The organism is Exiguobacterium antarcticum DSM 14480 (assembly GCF_000685865.1).
Lineage (GTDB): Bacteria > Bacillota > Bacilli > Exiguobacteriales > Exiguobacteriaceae > Exiguobacterium_A > Exiguobacterium_A antarcticum.
This window is the reverse complement of record NZ_JMKS01000003.1, coordinates 508,140-525,606: the sequence shown is the minus strand read 5'-3', so window position 1 is coordinate 525,606 and position 17,467 is coordinate 508,140. Positions and strand designations below refer to the sequence as shown.

The window sequence follows — 17,467 nt, the reverse complement described above, 5'->3', positions numbered from 1 at the left end:
CTTTCTATATCTGTTTGTATCATATCAATATTTAGAGGAGCTGTGCACTGTGAAAGAACAAATCAGACAATTGATTGAACAAGCATCGACGATCATCATCCACCGCCATGAACGTCCAGACCCGGACGCGCTCGGAAGTCAGTTCGGTTTACAGGTCGTTCTACAAAGTCGTTTTCCTGAAAAAAAAATAAAAGCTGTCGGTGAAATGGCGACTTCACTTGCCTTCATGGGGACACTTGATGTTGTCGGAACGACAGACTATCAAGAAGCACTGGTGATCGTATTGGATACCGCGAATCAAGGGCGAATCGACGGGAAGGAAGCATTGAGTGGTCGACAGACGATTAAAATTGACCACCATCCGGATGAAGATCCGTATGCAGACGTCCAACTCGTCGATACGACGGTCAGTTCGACTTCAGAACTGTTGGTTCATTTGTTAAATGAGTGGGGATACCCGATTCCAGCGGCGGCAGCGATTCAGTTCTACGCCGGAATCGTTGGAGATACGGGACGTTTTCAATTCAGAGGAACGACAAGTCGGACATTTTCCGTCGCAGCGCAACTTCTAGATACAGGAATCGATACGGATTGGCTGTACCGGAACATGTATCAAACGGAGCTCGCAGCACTGCAACTGCAAGGGTATGTCTTGCAACATATCCAATTGACGGAAGCGGGTGTCGGATACGTCGTGTTGACGCAAGAGATGCTTGCGACGTTCGATGCGACCGTCGAACAGGCTTCACTTCTTGTCAACAGTTTTGCTGGTCTGAAAGGGTTGAAAACATGGGCACTTTTCCTGGAAACGGAAAAAGAAGTCCGTGTGCGCCTACGTTCGAAAGGTCCGGTCATCAATGAAATCGCAAAAGAATTTAATGGCGGTGGTCATCCGATGGCCTCGGGTGCGACGATCAAAGACTTGACGGAGGTCGAGCATGTCATATCTCGTCTGAATGAAGTGGCAGGAGCCTTCCACTTCGAATAACGTCCTGCTTCGAATCAAAAGAGGCTGCTCGCTAGAATCCAATGGATCCATAGCGAACAGCCTTTTTAGCATCAGTTGGTTGAAGCCTCTTCTTGGGGGATGAACCAAGTTCCCCGTTCTGTATGATCTTCGATGACGTTCAATTCAAGTTCCTTTACAGACTTCCGAATTTTTTCAGCAATTTCTTCGGTTTCGGTAAAGGCAGTCACACCTAACTTTAGTTGTTCAACTTTTTCACGAGCGATTTGGCTACGGTTTAAAATCATGGCAAACTCTCCTTCCGTGCAAGTCATGACGATCTCTTTTTATTGTAGCGAATAATTGATGGTATGGCGAGACTCAGGGGCAGCTAGATATGAAACTTCTGAAAACGTTTTAAAATAGAAGCACGATAACCAAATGAGGAGGGAGGAAGCAGCATGATTCAACTAAATGTCCGGACGGCATATAGTCCTTTACAAAGTACGATTCGGATGGACCGTTATCTCGATGAAGTGATGCAACGTGGGATGCCTGCAGTAGCCATCTGTGAAACAGCTCTGACCGGTGTCCCGGCGTTCATCGCTGGCTGTCAGCAACGAGCATTGATTCCGATTATCGGGTTCGAGCAAACGGTAGAGACGGAGGAACTGACAATCCTTTGGTATGCGAAAACAAGTCGTGGCTTAAAAACACTGTATCAAATCGCCAGCCAGATGCCTGTTGAGGACTGTTCTGATCTCATCGCGATTTTGCAACCAAAACGACAAGCCCCGGAGGATGAAGCGCGCTTGCGGCGTCTCATCGCGCAGTGGATCGGTTTGACACAACATGCAACAGTTTATTTAGGGGTGAAATCCGTCCGTTCGACCGTCGAACGGGATAGTCGCGAGCAGTACCGACAGGCGGCCTACGCACTTGGCATCGAGACGATTCCGATTGATCCCGTACGTTACTTATACCGAGAGGAAGCAGAAGCTTATCAAGCATTGCGGGCCATTGATGAAGGAACGACGTTGCAGGAACAAAAAATCAACCGAATGGCATACTTTAAGTCCGGTGAAGAATTACACGAGCAGTTTTCTGAACGAGAATTGGCGTTAGTGAACCAATGGGGTGCCTCGCAAGAGACGTTGACGTTACCGTTTCAATCGCGGCCATTACCTCGGGTGACGGAAAACTCTGATCAAACATTAAAGAAATTGGCGTACGACGGGTTACTCGCTCATGGACGAGTCGATGCGCTCGCGACGGAACGGTTACGGTATGAACTGGAAGTCATCGAAAAGACGGGATTTGCGGACTATTTCCTCATCGTGGAAGATTTAGTTCGTCATGCGAAAACCAAAGGAATTCGGGTCGGACCGGGACGGGGATCGGCTGCTGGTTCACTCGTCAGCTATGCGTTAGGAATTACGACAGTTGATCCTATCAAATATGGCTTATTATTTGAGAGATTCTTGAACCCAGAACGGGTCTCGATGCCCGATATCGACATTGATATCGAAGACGAACGACGGGAAGAAGTTCTCGACTATCTGGTCGAACGGTATGGCCGACAGCATGTCGGACAAATCGGAACACTCTCGACCCTTGGAGCGAAAGCAGCCCTGCGTGATGTGGCCCGTGTGCTCGAGTTCTCAAAAGATGAAACGGATGCCGCTGCGAAGCAGTTAGGCAAGGCGACGACGTTGCAGGGACTTGAACAAAAAGCTCCACTTTACCGCTGGTTCTCAGGTAGTGAGAAACGTCGCCAACTCTTGCAACTTGCTCAAGCGATTGAAGGGTTACCGCGGCAACGTTCGATTCATGCAGCGGGTGTCGTCATCGGATCGGATGAATTGATCGAGACAACACCGGTTGATCGAAACACAAGCGACCGTTTCGTCACACAATATTTAATGAAGGCACTCGAACAACAAGGATTGCTGAAAATCGATTTACTCGGGTTACGAAACTTAACCCGTCTCCGGCAGATGGAACAATTGATTCAGCATACGTATCCTGATTTTTCCGTCGAACAGATACCGGAAGAAGACAAGGCGGCGTTACGCTTGTTCTCCAAAGGGGAGACCGATCAAATTTTTCAGTTCGAATCCGCTGGGATGAAACAGACATTACGGGAAGTCAAGCCAAGCCGTTTTGAAGACCTGGTCGCGACGATGTCACTGTTTCGCCCGGGTCCGATGAAGTTCATTGATCTTTACGCAAAACGTAAAGCCGGTCAACCGTACCAAGTGGTCCATCCGATTTTAGAGGATGTCTTACAATCGACGTATGGTGTCATCGTCTACCAAGAACAGATCATGGAAATCACCCGCCGCGTTGCCGGATTTACATTGGCACAGGCCGATCTGTTGCGCCGGGCCATTTCAAAGAAAAGCAGTCAATCGGTCGAGGACGAAAAAAAGCGTTTTATAGAGGGTGCTTTACAAAACGGTTTTGAGTTGACGATTGCCGAGACATTATATGATCAAATCGAGCGGTTTGCCGGGTATGGATTTAACCGGAGCCACGCCGTGGCCTATACAAAAATCAGCTATGCGTTAGGGTACATGAAGGCACATTACCCGCAAATCTTTTCCTTGGTATCGATTGATCAACCGGAACGTCTCGTTCGTGTCATGCGCGAAAAACGATTACCGGTGTTCCCGCCCGACATTTGGATATCGGACTACCGCTCGACCTTAGAAGGCAAAGGCATTCGTCTCGGAATCCAAACACTACGAGGCATCACGGAAAAGGATTTTCAGGCGTTACGAGAAGCAGCAAAATCCGCGCAAACCATCACACAATTGTTGACGGCAGTAGGATGGGGGAAAAAGGAGCGCTCTAAAATCGAATTGCTGTTATATAGCGGTGCACTCGATCGAGCCACACACGGGGACCGGGGACTCTCGGAACAAGAAATCCTCGACTATTTTACGATGGCATCCAATACGTTATTACCAGATGAACTGGCTAGTCTTGGACGAAGAAAGACGATCGCAAACACGAATCGGACTGCAACGGACTGGGCAAGACTTGAACGAGAGTCGCTCGGATTTTGGTTGACGTATTCACCTTTGATGACAGCGATGAAACCGCAAGTCGAGACGACACATTTTCAAGCGATCTCTCTTGAATCGGAGCATACGAACTACTTAGTCTGCTACATCGAACAGATGCGTGAGTTTAAAACAAAACGGGCGCAAACGATGGCCGTCATTCAAGCAGTCGATGGATATACGACGGAAGAAGTCGTCATTTTTCCGAAGCAGTATGAGGCATTCAAACGATCCTTGTATGTCGGGAACGTCTTATTGATCGAGGTGAAGGCGCAAGAACGTGAAGGGAATCGTCAATTCGTACTGGAACGATTACGTCCTTTGGGACAGGATGTGTTATTCATTAAACTGCAGTCTAAAAATGAACTAGCTGTGCTTGAACGGATGTTAGAGACGATGCCTGGTGACATTCCTGTTGTCGTCCGTTATGCGGATACAAACGAAACAAAGGCGTTACCAGGACTCTATGCCGTCCAACAGGAAGAAGAATTATTGGCACAACTCCGGATCCGGTTTGGGGAAACGAACATCATCCTTAAAAATGTCCCCCGTTCGAACTAGTAGTAGGTAATAAGATTTGTTATAATAAGGGGTAATTGGTCTGACCAATACCGCCGGATTTAGAAGGTGACGCATGCGTCAGGAAGGTGGTGTCGTACAAATGGAAAAGAAGCGCAATGCTTTTGAAATGAACATTTCAGCAATCAAAACGATGATCGAACAGGATGGTTTTGTACCAGGAGATCGGATTCCATCCGAACGTGAATTAGCGGAGCGACTTTCAATCAGTCGTCCCTCCGTCCGAGAAGCACTCCGGACATTAGCCTATCTCGGCATCATCGAGACAAGACACGGAGGAGGCAGTTTTCTCTTGAACCGTGACGACCATACCTACATTCAGATCATCGCACAATTTTTAGTGACCGGCGATTCGAAATTTGAAGATTTGGCAGGAACCCTTCGTTTACTGGAACAATCAGTTTTCGTTCAACGTACGGACTGGTCCATCCTTGAAGCGCACATCGATTCCGATGCCGCTTTTCGAGAGGCAATGATCAGTACGGTCGACAATGATTTATTCGAACGGATTTGGCGACAGGTGAATGCCTTTTATCAAAGTTTCGGTCAAGGGGAGCTCTACACGCGAGCGGAACGGGAAGCTTTTCTAAAACGCTCGTAGGAACCACAAGGGGGAACTAACGTGCAAGCATTTTTTCGCAAACCTAAAAAATTTGTCACTTTGACGTCAAAAGAACAACGGGTCGACGTACCCGTCGGTTTGATGACAAAATGTCCAAAGTGCAAACTGATTCAATATACGAAACAACTGGAAGCCAATCTAAAGGTCTGTACATGTGGATACCATCATCCATTAACGGCACATGAACGTTTTCATCAGCTGTTTGATGAAGGAACGGTGACGCATTTTGAATTGCCGGCCGTCAAAGCCGATCCACTCCAGTTTGAAGGGTATCCGGATAAAGTAAAGGGTGATCAGTTACGAACTGGACTCGATGAAGCCATCGTATGCGGGGTCGGGGAAGTGAACGGGTATCCACTTGTTGCCTGCGTCATGGATGCACGTTTTCGGATGGGCTCAATGGGAGCGGCAGTCGGAACGGCCATTGCAGAAGCGGTCCGATATGCGACGGAAAACCGTTTACCTGTCACCATTTTCTCAGCATCAGGCGGAGCGCGGATGCAAGAAGGGATGGTCAGTCTGATGCAGATGGCGAAATCAAGTTTGTTTTTAAAACAGCATTCGGATGCAGGGTTACTCTACGTTTCTTGTATGACTCATCCGACGACAGGTGGGGTCTCGGCAAGTTTTGCGATGCTAGGAGATTTTAACATCGCGGAACCCGGGGCACTGATTGGCTTTGCCGGTCGGAGAATCATTGAACAGACGATTCGTGAAAAGTTGCCGGAAGACTTCCAAACGTCAGAGTTCTTACTGCAGGCAGGACAACTTGATGATGTCGTATCGCGACATGACTTGAAAACCTACTATACACGTATTCTGATGATGCACTCGGAGGGAGCAAACCATGCAACCATTTGACCAACCAGTAATCGCATTACGCGAAAAAATACTAGAACTGCACGATATGGCGGAAACACAAGGGCTTGATTTTAAAGAAGAACTGAATTTATTAGAAGAACGGTTACGTCGATTAGAACTCGATATTTATGGGAATATGAAAGCGTGGAACCGTGTTCAGTTGGCACGTCATCCAGAACGCCCGACGACACTCGATTATGTTCGTCTGATTTGTGAGGATTTCATTGAACTACACGGTGACCGACACGGGTACGATGATGCAGCGATCGTCGGTGGTGTCGCGATGTTTAATGGGCAAGCGGTTACCATCATCGGTCATCAGCGGGGAAAAGACACAAAGGAAAATATTCGGCGGAACTTCGGGATGCCGCATCCGGAAGGGTACCGAAAAGCACTACGATTGATGCAACAAGCGGTCAAGTTCAACCGCCCGATCATCACGTTCATCGATACGAAAGGGGCTTACCCAGGTCGTGCGGCAGAAGAGCGTGGCCAAAGTGAGGCGATCGCTAAAAATCTGTTTGAAATGGCAGGGATGCCAGTCCCGATCATCTCGATTGTCATCGGTGAGGGGGGGTCAGGCGGAGCGCTTGGTATCGGTGTATGTGATCAGCTTCTGATGCTAGAAAATTCGACATACTCCGTCATTTCACCGGAAGGCGCCGCCGCTCTTTTATGGAAAGATGCATCCCTTGCGGAAAAGGCGGCAGAATCGATGCAGATCACGGCACCGGATTTGCTTCGTCTTGGAATCGCTGATGGAATCATTCCAGAAGTCATTGGGGGAGCCCATTTAGATGTTTCATTACAGGCGGATAAAGTGAAATCTGTTATAGAACAAAAGCTTGCATTTCTTGTCCAACTGACACCGGAACAGTTAATCGAGAAGCGCACAGAAAAATATCACCAAATTGGCACATAACGTGCATGTAATCGCTATCATGATTGGCAATCCTTATTTCGTGATAGGCTGAACAAACTGCTGTCGAAAGTTTATGCAATCTGCCCTGTTGTAAAACAACAAAACTACGTGCTATTTTAGACTAAGATTAATGGAGAGGTGATTAACGTGAGTTTGAAACGGATTGCTGTTTTAACAAGTGGTGGTGACGCACCCGGCATGAATGCCGCAGTGCGTGCTGTAACACGTAAGGCGATTTTTCATGGACTAGAAGTATTTGGTGTCTATAACGGATATCAAGGCTTGATCAATGGAGATCTCGTTCAATTGAACTTAGGTTCAGTTGGAGACATCATTCAACGAGGAGGAACATTCTTACGTTCTGCCCGTTGCCCAGAGTTCCGGACCGAAGAAGGGCGCGCGAAAGCGGTCGTCAATCTCAAGAAATTTGAAATCGATGCACTTGTCGTCGTAGGTGGTGACGGGTCTTATCGTGGTGCTCAAAAACTGACGGGTCTAGGGTTCCCGACGATTGGACTTCCAGGAACCATTGATAACGATATTCCAGGGACGGATTTCACCATTGGTTTTGATACGGCATTAAATACAGCACTTGAAGCGATTGACAAGATTCGTGATACAGCGTCTTCGCATGAGCGGACGTATGTCATCGAAGTCATGGGTCGCGATGCAGGTGATATCGCATTGTATGCCGGACTAGCAGGTGGAGCAGAATCGATTTTAGTTCCAGAACGTCCTGAAGATTTAAAAGAAGTATTGAATCGAATTCAAAGTGGTGTCAATCGGGGTAAAAAACACTCGATCGTCATCGTGGCAGAAGGCGCGGGTCGTGCGCAAGATGTGGGCGACGAAATCGCGAAGGAAACGGGTCTTGATACACGTGTTACCGTATTAGGTCATGTTCAGCGTGGTGGCGCACCAACTGCAGCCGACCGTGTGTTAGCTAGCCGGATGGGGGCATACGCAATCGACATCTTACTAGAAGGTAAGCAAGGTCGTGTCGTTGGTGTCCGTGGTGGGAAAATGATTGATCTCGACATCGATGAAGCGTTAGATGAGAACAAACATGAACTGGATCTTGAAATCTTAGAGTTGTCGAAACAACTATCGATTTAAGGTTTTTCAGCATCAGTTGAATTAGGATAGGTTTGTTGGCATTGTTCTTAAACAAATAGCCAAACATTGTAGGAGGTTTATGGAATATGCGTAGAACTAAAATTGTATGTACGATTGGACCGGCGTCAGAAAAACTTCTTCCAGAAATGATTGAAGCAGGTATGAACGTTGCACGTCTCAACTTCTCACACGGTGACTATGAAGAGCACGGTGCACGTATTACGGATATCCGTCGTGCAGCAGAAGAAGCGAATAAATTAGTGACGATTCTTTTAGACACAAAAGGTCCTGAAATTCGGACGCATACGTTTGAAGAAGGAAAAGCGCTTCTCGTACGCGATAAGCAAGTCATCGTCGTCAGCGGTGACGCAAACGAAATCGTCGGAACAGCAGATAAATTCTCTGTGACGTATGACGGTTTATATGATGATGTCGAAGTTGGTTCGATGATCATGTTAGACGATGGATTAATCGGACTTCGTGTCGCGGAGAAACTTGAGAACCGCGAACTCCTTTGCGACATCGAAAACGAAGGAATCATCAAAACGAAAAAAGGGGTTAACTTACCGAACGTCAAAGTTAACTTACCTGCCTTGACAAATAAAGATATCGCCGACATCGAATTCGGAATCAAAAGCGACATCGATTTGATTGCTGCTTCATTTGTTCGTCGTGCGTCTGATGTCGTCGCAATCCGTCAATTGCTCGAAAAACACAATGCAAGCCACATCAAAATCTTCCCGAAAATCGAAAACCAAGAGGGTGTCGACAACATCGAAGAAATCATCGCGATTTCAGACGGTTTGATGGTCGCGCGTGGTGATCTTGGAATCGAGATTCCGACAGAGGAAGTAACACCAACACAAAAAGACCTTATCAAAATCTGTAATGACTACGGTAAACCAGTCATCACAGCAACACAGATGCTTGACTCGATGCAACGTTTCCCACGTCCAACACGTGCGGAAGCATCAGACGTCGCAAACGCGATTCTTGATGGAACAGATGCGATCATGCTTTCAGGTGAAACAGCAGCCGGAGATTACCCGATCGAATCAGTTCAGATGATGCATACGATTGCGAAGCGGACAGAAAAAATGCTCGACTACAAGATGCTCTTAAAAGATCGTCAAACACGTAGCGAACATACGGTGACGGATGCGATCGCTCAAGCAGTTACACACACAGCGATCAACTTGGATGCAAAAGCGATTTTGACACCAACACAGTCTGGTTATACAGCTGCGCGGATCTCAAAATATCGTCCAGAACCAAATATCGTTGCAGTGACACCAAGCGCACGTGTTGCTCGTCAGTTGAACATCGTTTGGGGTGTTTATCCAATCGTCGTCGATCACCTGTCAGATAACACGGATGATATGCTGACGCTTGCTGCTGATACAGCAAAAGAAGCAGGATTCGTCACAGACGGTGACCTCGTCGTCATCTCAGCCGGTATCCCAGCTCTTACAGCAGGTACAACGAACATGCTGAAAATTCACATCGTTGGTAAAGAGATCGCAATCGGTCGTGGCATCGGTGAACGTGGTATCGTTGGCGAAGTCGTCATCGCACATACAGCAGAAGAAGCAAACGCAAAAGCGAAACCAGGGATGATTCTTGTTACGAACTCAACAGATCGTGACATGATGCCTGCAATCGAGCTTGCGGCTGCAATGGTTACAGTAGATGGTGGATTAACAAGCCACGCTGGCATTGTAGGACCATCACTCGGTAAGCCGGTTATCGTCGGTGTCGAAAACGCCTTGACACTCTTCACAGATGGTCAACGTATTTCAATTGATCCGTTAACAGGCAAATTGTACAACGCATAATCAATGGGACGGACGTGGCCGAGAGCCATGTCCGTTTTTTTTTTCGAATAGGGGGATTCACATGGAAGCCTATCTGTTTTTGATTGGTCTTGTATTGATTGGTGTCATCGCTCAAAATAAATCCTTGATCATTGCAGCGGCCTTTTTATTGATCATAAAAGCGATCGGTTTAGACAGCCGTCTGTTTCCTTCTTTACAGGCGAAGGGAATCACCTGGGGGGTCACCTTGATCACAGCGGCCATTCTGGTACCGATTGCCACCGGTGATATCGGATTTAAAGAATTGTTGAATAGTATTCGCGGGCACATTGGAATCATTTCTTTTTTGGCTGGAATTTTCGTTGCCATCATCGCCGCACACGGTGTCGGGCTGATGAAGGAAGATCCACTGGTCACGACGGCACTGCTTGCCGGAACGATTCTGGCGGTCGGACTGTTTCAGGGAGTTCCGGTTGGACCGTTGATCGGGGCTGGGATTGCGGCGCTTGTCATCGGAATGTGGGACATCATCGTCAAGGTAATCAGCGGTTAAGTCTATGAATGGCATGACATCGAATTAATTTTTTGATAATAGTATGCAAGTTCGTTCACTTTTTGGTTAATTTTGTTTATACTAAGGACAGAAACAAGATGGTCTATTCAAGAGCAAACGGTTCGAAGTGGGGAAACGACTCTTGCGTAGACGTCTTTTTTTCAATACGGAAATGAAAGCGTTTTAAATTTCTGGGGGAAAAAAAGGGGGATTTTTGTATGACACAAACAAAAGGTTTAGAAGGAATCGTCGCGACAGCATCGAAGATCAGTTCGATCATCGATGGTCAGTTGACGTATGGCGGCTATACAATTGATGATTTGGCGGAGCACGCCTCATTTGAAGAAGTGGTCTTTTTACTTTGGAATGACCGCTTACCAAAACAAGAGGAACTGAAGCAACTCTCAGAAGCATTGATTTCTGAAGCAACCGTTGCTAAAGAAGTACTTGAGACGTTAAAAGTGGCACCGAAAACCGCAAATGCGATGTCTGCTATCCGAACTGCCTTGTCACAACTGGCACTGTATGATGAGTCTGCAGAAGATATGTCGACGGAGGCGAACTACGCTAAAGCCATCAAACTCCAAGCGCAAATCGCGACACTCGTAACAGCGTATGCCCGTATCAAAAAAGGTCAAGAGCCGATTGCACCGAAAACGGGGCTCTCTTATGCGGCAAACTTCCTGTATATGTTAACAGGTGAAGAACCAACCGAAGTGGCAGAAAAAGCGTTTAATCAGGCGCTTGTCCTGCACGCCGATCACGAACTGAATGCATCGACGTTTACGGCGCGTGTTTGTGTCGCAACGTTATCTGATATCTATTCTGGTGTGACAGCAGCAATGGGCGCACTCAAAGGTCCACTTCACGGTGGAGCAAACGAAGCGGTCATGAAAATGTTGGTTGAAATTGATTCGGTTGAAAAGGTTGACGAGTATGTTCATAATAAACTTAAGAACAAGGAAAAAATCATGGGATTCGGTCACCGTGTCTATAAAGATGGTGACCCACGTGCGAAGCATCTCCAAGAGATGAGCCGTCAGTTGACTGCTCAAATCGGAGAACCGAAATGGTATGAGATGTCAGTCAAGATTGACCAAATCGTCCAATCGGAAAAAGGATTGAAACCAAACGTTGATTTCTATTCAGCTTCCACGTACCATGCACTTGGGCTTGATACGGAATTGTTTACACCAATCTTTGCCGTTAGTCGGATGTCAGGTTGGTTAGCGCACATTTTAGAGCAGTATAGCGACAACCGTCTCATTCGTCCACGCGCCGATTATATTGGTGAAACACACCGGACATATGTGTCCATGAACGAACGTTAAAAAAACGGAGAGGAGAAATCCTCTCCTGCTTTTTGATGACATCAATCATATTCAAGGGGGATTTTACAAATGGCTACAATTCAAGGCGAAAACATTACAGTAACAAACGGAACTCTAAACGTACCAAACGCTCCAATCATTCCGTTCATCATCGGTGATGGCACTGGACCTGATATCTGGAATGCTGCAGTTCGTGTCTTCGACGCTGCTGTCGAAAAAGCATACAACGGCGAAAAGAAAATTGAGTGGAAAGAAGTCTACGCTGGAGAAAAAGCCTTCAATAAAACAGGCAACTGGCTTCCGGAAGAAACACTTGATCTCATCCGCGAACACATCATCGCAATCAAAGGACCACTTACGACGCCAGTCGGTGGCGGAATCCGTTCGCTTAACGTTGCGCTTCGTCAAGAACTCGATTTGTACACATGCCTTCGCCCGGTCCGTTACTTCACAGGTGTTCCTTCACCGGTCAAACGCCCGGAAGATACAGACATGGTCATCTTCCGCGAAAATACGGAAGACATCTATGCAGGAATCGAATATGCATCAGGTAGTGAAGAAGCACAAAAATTACTTAACTTCCTTCAAACAGAGATGGGTGTCAATAAAATCCGTTTCCCTGAAACTTCTGGTCTTGGCATCAAGCCAATCTCAAAAGAAGGAACAGAACGCCTTGTCCGTGCAGCGATTGAATACGCTCTCGAAAACAAACGTACTTCATTGACGCTTGTCCACAAAGGGAACATCATGAAGTTCACAGAAGGTGCTTTCAAAAACTGGGGATATGAACTCGCAGAGCGTGAGTACGCAGAACACGTCTTCACATGGAACCAGTATGACCGCATTAAAGACGAAGAAGGTGCTGACGCAGCGAACAAAGCTCAGTCTGAAGCAGAAGCAGCTGGCAAGTTGATCGTGAAAGATTCAATCGCAGATATCTTCTTACAACAAATCTTGACGCGTCCAAAAGAATTTGATGTCGTCGCAACAATGAACCTAAACGGTGATTACATCTCTGATGCCCTTGCAGCACAAGTCGGCGGTATCGGAATCGCACCTGGAGCAAACATCAACTACATGACAGGACATGCGATCTTCGAAGCGACGCACGGTACAGCACCGAAGTATGCAGGACTTGATAAAGTCAACCCGTCATCCGTCATTCTCTCAGGAGAAATGATGTTCCGTCACTTGGGTTGGAATGAAGCAGCAGACTTGATCGTCCAATCGATGGAAAAATCAATCGAAGAAAAAGTCGTCACCTATGACTTCGCGCGTCTGATGGACGGTGCAACAGAAGTGAAATGTTCTGAATTCGCGGATGAACTCATCAAGAATATGTAATTGAATCTTGACTAGGGGGATTGGACAATGAATCGACGGAAAAAGATTTCGGTCATCGGTAGCGGATTCACAGGGGCGACGACAGCACTGTACCTCGCTCAAAAAGAGTTAGGGGATATTGTGCTCGTCGATATGCCGCAGCAGGAAAACGCAACGAAAGGGAAAGCGCTCGACATGCAGGAGACCGCACCAATCCAAGGATTTGATGCTTGGATTAAAGGGACATCGGATTATCGAGACATCGAAGGTTCTGACATTGTGGTCATTACGGCCGGGATTGCCAGAAAACCGGGGATGAGTCGTGAGGATCTTGTCAGCACGAATGCAAACGTCATGAAGGCGGTCACAAAAGAAATCGTGACCCACGCACCGCAAGCAATCATCATCGTCTTGACGAACCCTGTCGACGCGATGACCTATACCGTCTTTCAAGCGTCCGGTTTTCCGAAAGAACGGGTCATCGGTCAATCTGGTGTGTTAGATACCGCCCGGTTCCGAACGTTTGTTGCGATGGAACTGAACGTATCCGTCAAGGATATTTCCGGATTCGTGCTCGGTGGGCACGGAGACGATATGGTTCCGTTGTTACGTTATTCTTATGCAGGCGGCATTCCGCTCGAGAAGTTGATTCCACCAGACCGCTTGTCTGGAATCGTTGAGCGGACACGCAAAGGTGGCGGGGAAATCGTTCAGTTGCTTGGCAACGGTTCAGCGTATTACGCACCCGCAGCTGCGATTGTCGAGATGGTCGAAGCTATCCTAAAGGATCAGCGGCGGATTTTGCCGGCGATTGCTTATCTTGAAGGCGAGTATGGGTACGAAGACTTGTGCTTAGGTGTTCCAACCATCATAGGTGGGAATGGTGTAGAACAAGTATTAGAACTTGAACTCACATCCGAAGAAAAACAAGCCCTAGACCGTTCTGTTTCGACCGTTCGCTCTGTTCTTGAACTTCTTTAAGTCATGTAATCTGATACAGACTGCTCAATCAAAAAGGTGAATCCGGATTTAAATCCGGATTCACCTTTTTTTGTGAGATAAAGATTACGTATCATAAGAAAAGAACAGGCCACAAGAAACCAACCGCTAAACCAAGTAAAAGACCAACGAAGACCTGAAACTCGGTATGCCCAACCAATTCGTTGAGTAACGGTGTTTCGTGACGGATTCCTTTAAAGTAATCATTTAGAAGCTTGGCTTGTAGACCAACTGCTTGCCGGACTCCGGTTGCATCATACATGATGATGACGGCAAAAATCGTAGCGAGCGCAAACAGTGATGAATCAAACCCTTCTTGAAAGCCAATTACGACAGCCAGTGCGACGACAGTCGAACTATGTGAACTGGGCATACCACCTGAAGCAAACATGATTTCAAGATCAAATTTTCTTGTTTTGATGAGACCGGTGACAAGTTTTGCTGCTTGCGCGATAAACCAAGCAGTGATTGCTGCCAATAACGGGTTGTTCCATTCCATATTCATTCCTCCACATTCAATGACGATATGTTACTGTTTCCCGAATTCTTCGGTTTCAACACGGGAAACTACTGGAAGAACATGTCCGACCTTAAAGATTATGTAAAGAAAGACCAGAAAGATTTGTGATTTAGTGGCGAAAGTCGGTAAGATGAAGACAGAAGAAGTGGATTCCACGGAATTCCTCATTCAAAGATGAAACGCGCTGAGGAGGCCAACTGTTTTGAAAGATAAAATAATCGTTGTTGATGATGAACTCTCAATCGCCACGCTTTTAAAATTTAATTTAGAGCAAGCCGGTTTTATCGTTGAAACCGCACATGACGGCATGACAGGTCTGAAATTAGCCGAAAAACAAGATGCCGCTTTAATCGTACTCGATCTGATGTTGCCGGAACTCGATGGGCTAGAGGTCTGTAAACGATTACGTCAACAAAAAATCAACACACCGATCTTGATGCTTACGGCAAAAGATGATGAATTTGATAAAGTACTTGGACTTGAACTCGGAGCCGATGATTATTTGACGAAGCCGTTCAGTCCGCGAGAAGTCGTTGCGCGCGTCAAGGCGATTCTACGCCGCATGAACCAACAGTCTGTCGTAGAAGAGGTCACGGATGGAACCATCCTGATTGGGGATGTCAAGATCGTACCCGATAACTATGAAGCGTTTAAGGCGGACGAACGACTTGAATTGACACCAAAGGAATTTGAGTTACTGGTGTATCTCGCTAAAAACAAAGGCCGTGTCTTGACGCGTGATCAACTATTGTCCGCCATCTGGAACTATGACTTTGTTGGAGATACGCGCATCGTTGATGTCCATATCAGTCATGTTCGTGAAAAAATCGAACCGAACACGAAAAAACCGATTTATATCAAAACGATTCGTGGACTGGGTTATAAGATGGAGGAGCCGAAAGCGGAATGAGTAAATACCGCAAACGATTTATCCTGAAAATGTTGTCATTCATCAGTCTGGTCCTGATTGCACTTGGTTTTTTACTTGGACAATCCTTTAAAGAGTTTTATGTCAATAATGAAAAAGAAAAACTGACGGACGAGACGGTTCTCGTCGAGACGATTTTACGTGATCGTTCGGTTTCCGATATGGCCCTGTATGTCGACAAACTATATGCAGAGTCGAATTTCGATATGATTTTATTTAATTCACGTGGCGAAATCATTGCCGGAACACCGATTGATGTGACGAAATTAAATGTCCGTGCCATCAACTTCTCTGCCATTCCTGATGAAGGGACGTTTGAGTCAAAAACCGATGAGACGAGTCTTCAATATACAAAACCTGTCATGACTGCGGATGGTAGCGAAGTTTACATCAGTTTAATCCGGTATACAAAAGATTTGGATCTGATTTATTCAAGGATCTGGACCGTCATCGTTCTGTCTTTGATTACGTCGTTTTGTATCATCTTCTTTGCCGTCTACAGTTCGACGAAACGATTTTTACGACCTATCGCGGAAGCGACCGAGGTGTTGTATGAACTTTCGCATGGAAACTACAAATCACGTGTATATGAACTGACGGCACCAGACGAATCAAGAGATCTCGGAAAATCAATCAACCTATTAGCCCGAAACTTAGAAAATGCCTCTTCTGGCGAAGCGATGCAACGGGCAAGGCTTGAATCATTGATTGAGTATATGGGTGCTGGTCTGATGTTGATTGATGAAAAAGGATATGTGTTACTTGTCAACCGGACCTACCGTGAGATGTTTAATATCCATGACAAATCGAATGGTAAACTCTACTACCGGGTTCTGCCGAACGAAAAGATGAGCCAAGTGATTGAAGACGTCTATTTGACGGAAAAACCAAATCGGAAACAATCGAGTGTCCGGTTTGGATTAAACAGTCGGACCTTCATGGTCAGTGCTGCACCGATTTTTGGGAAAAATGGTCGTGTCCAAGGGACGACGGTCGTCTTTAATGATATTACGGAAATCAAGAAACTTGAACAGATGCGTAAAGACTTCGTGGCAAACGTCAGTCATGAGCTGAAAACTCCGTTGACCTCAATCAAAGGATTTGCGGAAACCTTGTTAGACGGGGCACAAGACGTCCCGGAAATTCGGGAACAGTTCTTAAACATCATTCATGATGAATCAGAACGAATGCAGACGCTGGTCGAGGATCTACTTGAGTTATCTCGTCTTGAACAGGATAACTACCAGCTCGAGACGACGATTGTCGATGTGACGAGTTTGCTTCGCGAAACGGAAACCTTATTACGCCATAAAGCGGTTGAGAAACAGATGAAAATCCATCTTGAGATGGAAGAGGAAGTATTCATCCGTGCCGATTTAAACCGTTTGAAACAAGTTGTCGTCAATCTCGTCGCCAATGCACTGAACTACACACCAAATGGTGGGAACGTCTGGGTTAGTCTGGAAGATGGCGAGGAAGCAGTGTTGTTACGGATCAAAGATGATGGAATCGGGATCCATCCGAAGGAAACGCAACGGATCTTCGAACGGTTTTATCGGGTCGACAAAGCGCGGAGTCGAAATTCAGGTGGAACGGGTCTCGGACTGGCCATCGTCAAACACATCATCGATCTCCACCACGGAACGATTGATGTCGAGTCAGAAGAAAATGAGGGGACAACCTTTACGATACGTTTACCAAAAAAGGGATAATGGTTCATATTCTCTTTACAGAATAATCGTATGCTTAAACTACCTTCTTCATCATCTGTGTCCCGACTGGATCAGCTCCCATGTCGAGAGGCACAAAGACGATCGGCATTTTAGCCGGTCGTCTTTTTTTGTCGGCTTTTTAGCGAACAAATGTGTGTAGAGTGATACAATAA

Annotated in this window: 15 protein-coding genes; 13 read left to right on the top strand and 2 right to left on the bottom strand. The window is 46.5% G+C overall.

The window, feature by feature from the left end:
- Positions 1 to 49 precede the first annotated feature (49 nt).
- On the top strand, positions 50 to 988 hold the full coding sequence (locus P404_RS0103695; protein WP_014971003.1) for a DHH family phosphoesterase: 939 nt from the start codon (positions 50 to 52) through the stop codon (positions 986 to 988).
- A 71-nt stretch (positions 989 to 1,059) separates the two neighbouring features.
- Here P404_RS0103695 and P404_RS0103690 read toward each other — a convergent pair whose 3' ends face one another.
- Positions 1,060 to 1,254, bottom strand: a complete 195-nt coding sequence (locus P404_RS0103690) for a YtzJ family protein (protein WP_014971002.1) — start codon at positions 1,252 to 1,254, stop codon at positions 1,060 to 1,062.
- Positions 1,255 to 1,407: 153 nt separating this feature from the next.
- Between P404_RS0103690 and dnaE the strand changes: the two genes are divergently transcribed.
- From dnaE to mdh, 10 genes are all read left to right on the top strand, one after another.
- Positions 1,408 to 4,575 carry a DNA polymerase III subunit alpha gene (gene dnaE / locus P404_RS0103685; RefSeq protein ID WP_026830003.1) on the top strand — a complete coding sequence of 1,056 codons (3,168 nt, stop codon included), beginning with the start codon at positions 1,408 to 1,410 and terminating at the stop codon, positions 4,573 to 4,575.
- A 73-nt stretch (positions 4,576 to 4,648) separates the two neighbouring features.
- Positions 4,649 to 5,194 carry a FadR/GntR family transcriptional regulator gene (locus P404_RS17315; RefSeq protein WP_236624293.1) on the top strand — a complete coding sequence of 182 codons (546 nt, stop codon included), beginning with the start codon at positions 4,649 to 4,651 and terminating at the stop codon, positions 5,192 to 5,194.
- Positions 5,195 to 5,215: 21 nt separating this feature from the next.
- Entirely contained in the window at positions 5,216 to 6,076 is an 861-nt protein-coding gene (accD, locus tag P404_RS0103675; protein WP_026830002.1) for an acetyl-CoA carboxylase, carboxyltransferase subunit beta, read from the top strand.
- Positions 6,063 to 6,998: an acetyl-CoA carboxylase carboxyltransferase subunit alpha gene (locus tag P404_RS0103670; RefSeq protein ID WP_014970998.1), complete on the top strand. Its 936-nt coding sequence runs from the start codon at positions 6,063 to 6,065 to the stop codon at positions 6,996 to 6,998. Before accD ends, P404_RS0103670 begins: the two co-directional genes overlap by 14 nt.
- 153 nt (positions 6,999 to 7,151) lie before the next feature.
- Complete coding sequence (gene pfkA, locus P404_RS0103665; protein ID WP_026830001.1) at positions 7,152 to 8,114, top strand: 6-phosphofructokinase; 963 nt, start codon at positions 7,152 to 7,154, stop codon at positions 8,112 to 8,114.
- An 86-nt stretch (positions 8,115 to 8,200) separates the two neighbouring features.
- Positions 8,201 to 9,949, top strand: a complete 1,749-nt coding sequence (pyk, locus tag P404_RS0103660) for a pyruvate kinase (RefSeq protein ID WP_026830000.1) — start codon at positions 8,201 to 8,203, stop codon at positions 9,947 to 9,949.
- A 55-nt stretch (positions 9,950 to 10,004) separates the two neighbouring features.
- On the top strand, positions 10,005 to 10,481 hold the full coding sequence (locus tag P404_RS0103655) for a DUF441 domain-containing protein (protein ID WP_193363390.1): 477 nt from the start codon (positions 10,005 to 10,007) through the stop codon (positions 10,479 to 10,481).
- A 218-nt stretch (positions 10,482 to 10,699) separates the two neighbouring features.
- The gene (gene citZ / locus P404_RS0103650; RefSeq protein ID WP_014970994.1) at positions 10,700 to 11,812 is read left to right on the top strand and encodes a citrate synthase; all 1,113 of its coding nucleotides are present in this window, start codon (positions 10,700 to 10,702) and stop codon (positions 11,810 to 11,812) included.
- 69 nt (positions 11,813 to 11,881) lie between these two features.
- Positions 11,882 to 13,156, top strand: coding sequence for an NADP-dependent isocitrate dehydrogenase (gene icd / locus P404_RS0103645; protein ID WP_026829999.1), 1,275 nt, complete (start codon positions 11,882 to 11,884; stop codon positions 13,154 to 13,156).
- A 27-nt stretch (positions 13,157 to 13,183) separates the two neighbouring features.
- Positions 13,184 to 14,116 (top strand): malate dehydrogenase, encoded by a 933-nt coding sequence (mdh, locus tag P404_RS0103640; RefSeq protein ID WP_026829998.1) that lies wholly within the window; start codon positions 13,184 to 13,186, stop codon positions 14,114 to 14,116.
- 91 nt (positions 14,117 to 14,207) lie between these two features.
- Here mdh and P404_RS0103635 read toward each other — a convergent pair whose 3' ends face one another.
- Complete coding sequence (locus P404_RS0103635) at positions 14,208 to 14,639, bottom strand: divergent PAP2 family protein (RefSeq protein WP_371818606.1); 432 nt, start codon at positions 14,637 to 14,639, stop codon at positions 14,208 to 14,210.
- Positions 14,640 to 14,856: 217 nt separating this feature from the next.
- Between P404_RS0103635 and P404_RS0103630 the strand changes: the two genes are divergently transcribed.
- On the top strand, positions 14,857 to 15,564 hold the full coding sequence (locus P404_RS0103630) for a response regulator transcription factor (RefSeq protein WP_014970989.1): 708 nt from the start codon (positions 14,857 to 14,859) through the stop codon (positions 15,562 to 15,564).
- Complete coding sequence (gene pnpS / locus P404_RS0103625; protein WP_014970988.1) at positions 15,561 to 17,294, top strand: two-component system histidine kinase PnpS; 1,734 nt, start codon at positions 15,561 to 15,563, stop codon at positions 17,292 to 17,294. Before P404_RS0103630 ends, pnpS begins: the two co-directional genes overlap by 4 nt.
- Positions 17,295 to 17,467 lie beyond the last annotated feature (173 nt).

Coding starts and splice junctions, on each gene's coding strand:
- mdh (WP_026829998.1), top strand. CDS start 13,184: ATGAATCGACGGAAAAAGATTTCGGTCATCGGTAGCGGATTCACAGGG.
- icd (WP_026829999.1), top strand. CDS start 11,882: ATGGCTACAATTCAAGGCGAAAACATTACAGTAACAAACGGAACTCTA.
- P404_RS0103635 (WP_371818606.1), bottom strand. CDS start 14,639: ATGAATATGGAATGGAACAACCCGTTATTGGCAGCAATCACTGCTTGG.
- P404_RS17315 (WP_236624293.1), top strand. CDS start 4,649: ATGCGTCAGGAAGGTGGTGTCGTACAAATGGAAAAGAAGCGCAATGCT.
- pnpS (WP_014970988.1), top strand. CDS start 15,561: ATGAGTAAATACCGCAAACGATTTATCCTGAAAATGTTGTCATTCATC.
- pyk (WP_026830000.1), top strand. CDS start 8,201: ATGCGTAGAACTAAAATTGTATGTACGATTGGACCGGCGTCAGAAAAA.
- P404_RS0103670 (WP_014970998.1), top strand. CDS start 6,063: ATGCAACCATTTGACCAACCAGTAATCGCATTACGCGAAAAAATACTA.
- citZ (WP_014970994.1), top strand. CDS start 10,700: ATGACACAAACAAAAGGTTTAGAAGGAATCGTCGCGACAGCATCGAAG.
- P404_RS0103690 (WP_014971002.1), bottom strand. CDS start 1,254: ATGATTTTAAACCGTAGCCAAATCGCTCGTGAAAAAGTTGAACAACTA.
- dnaE (WP_026830003.1), top strand. CDS start 1,408: ATGATTCAACTAAATGTCCGGACGGCATATAGTCCTTTACAAAGTACG.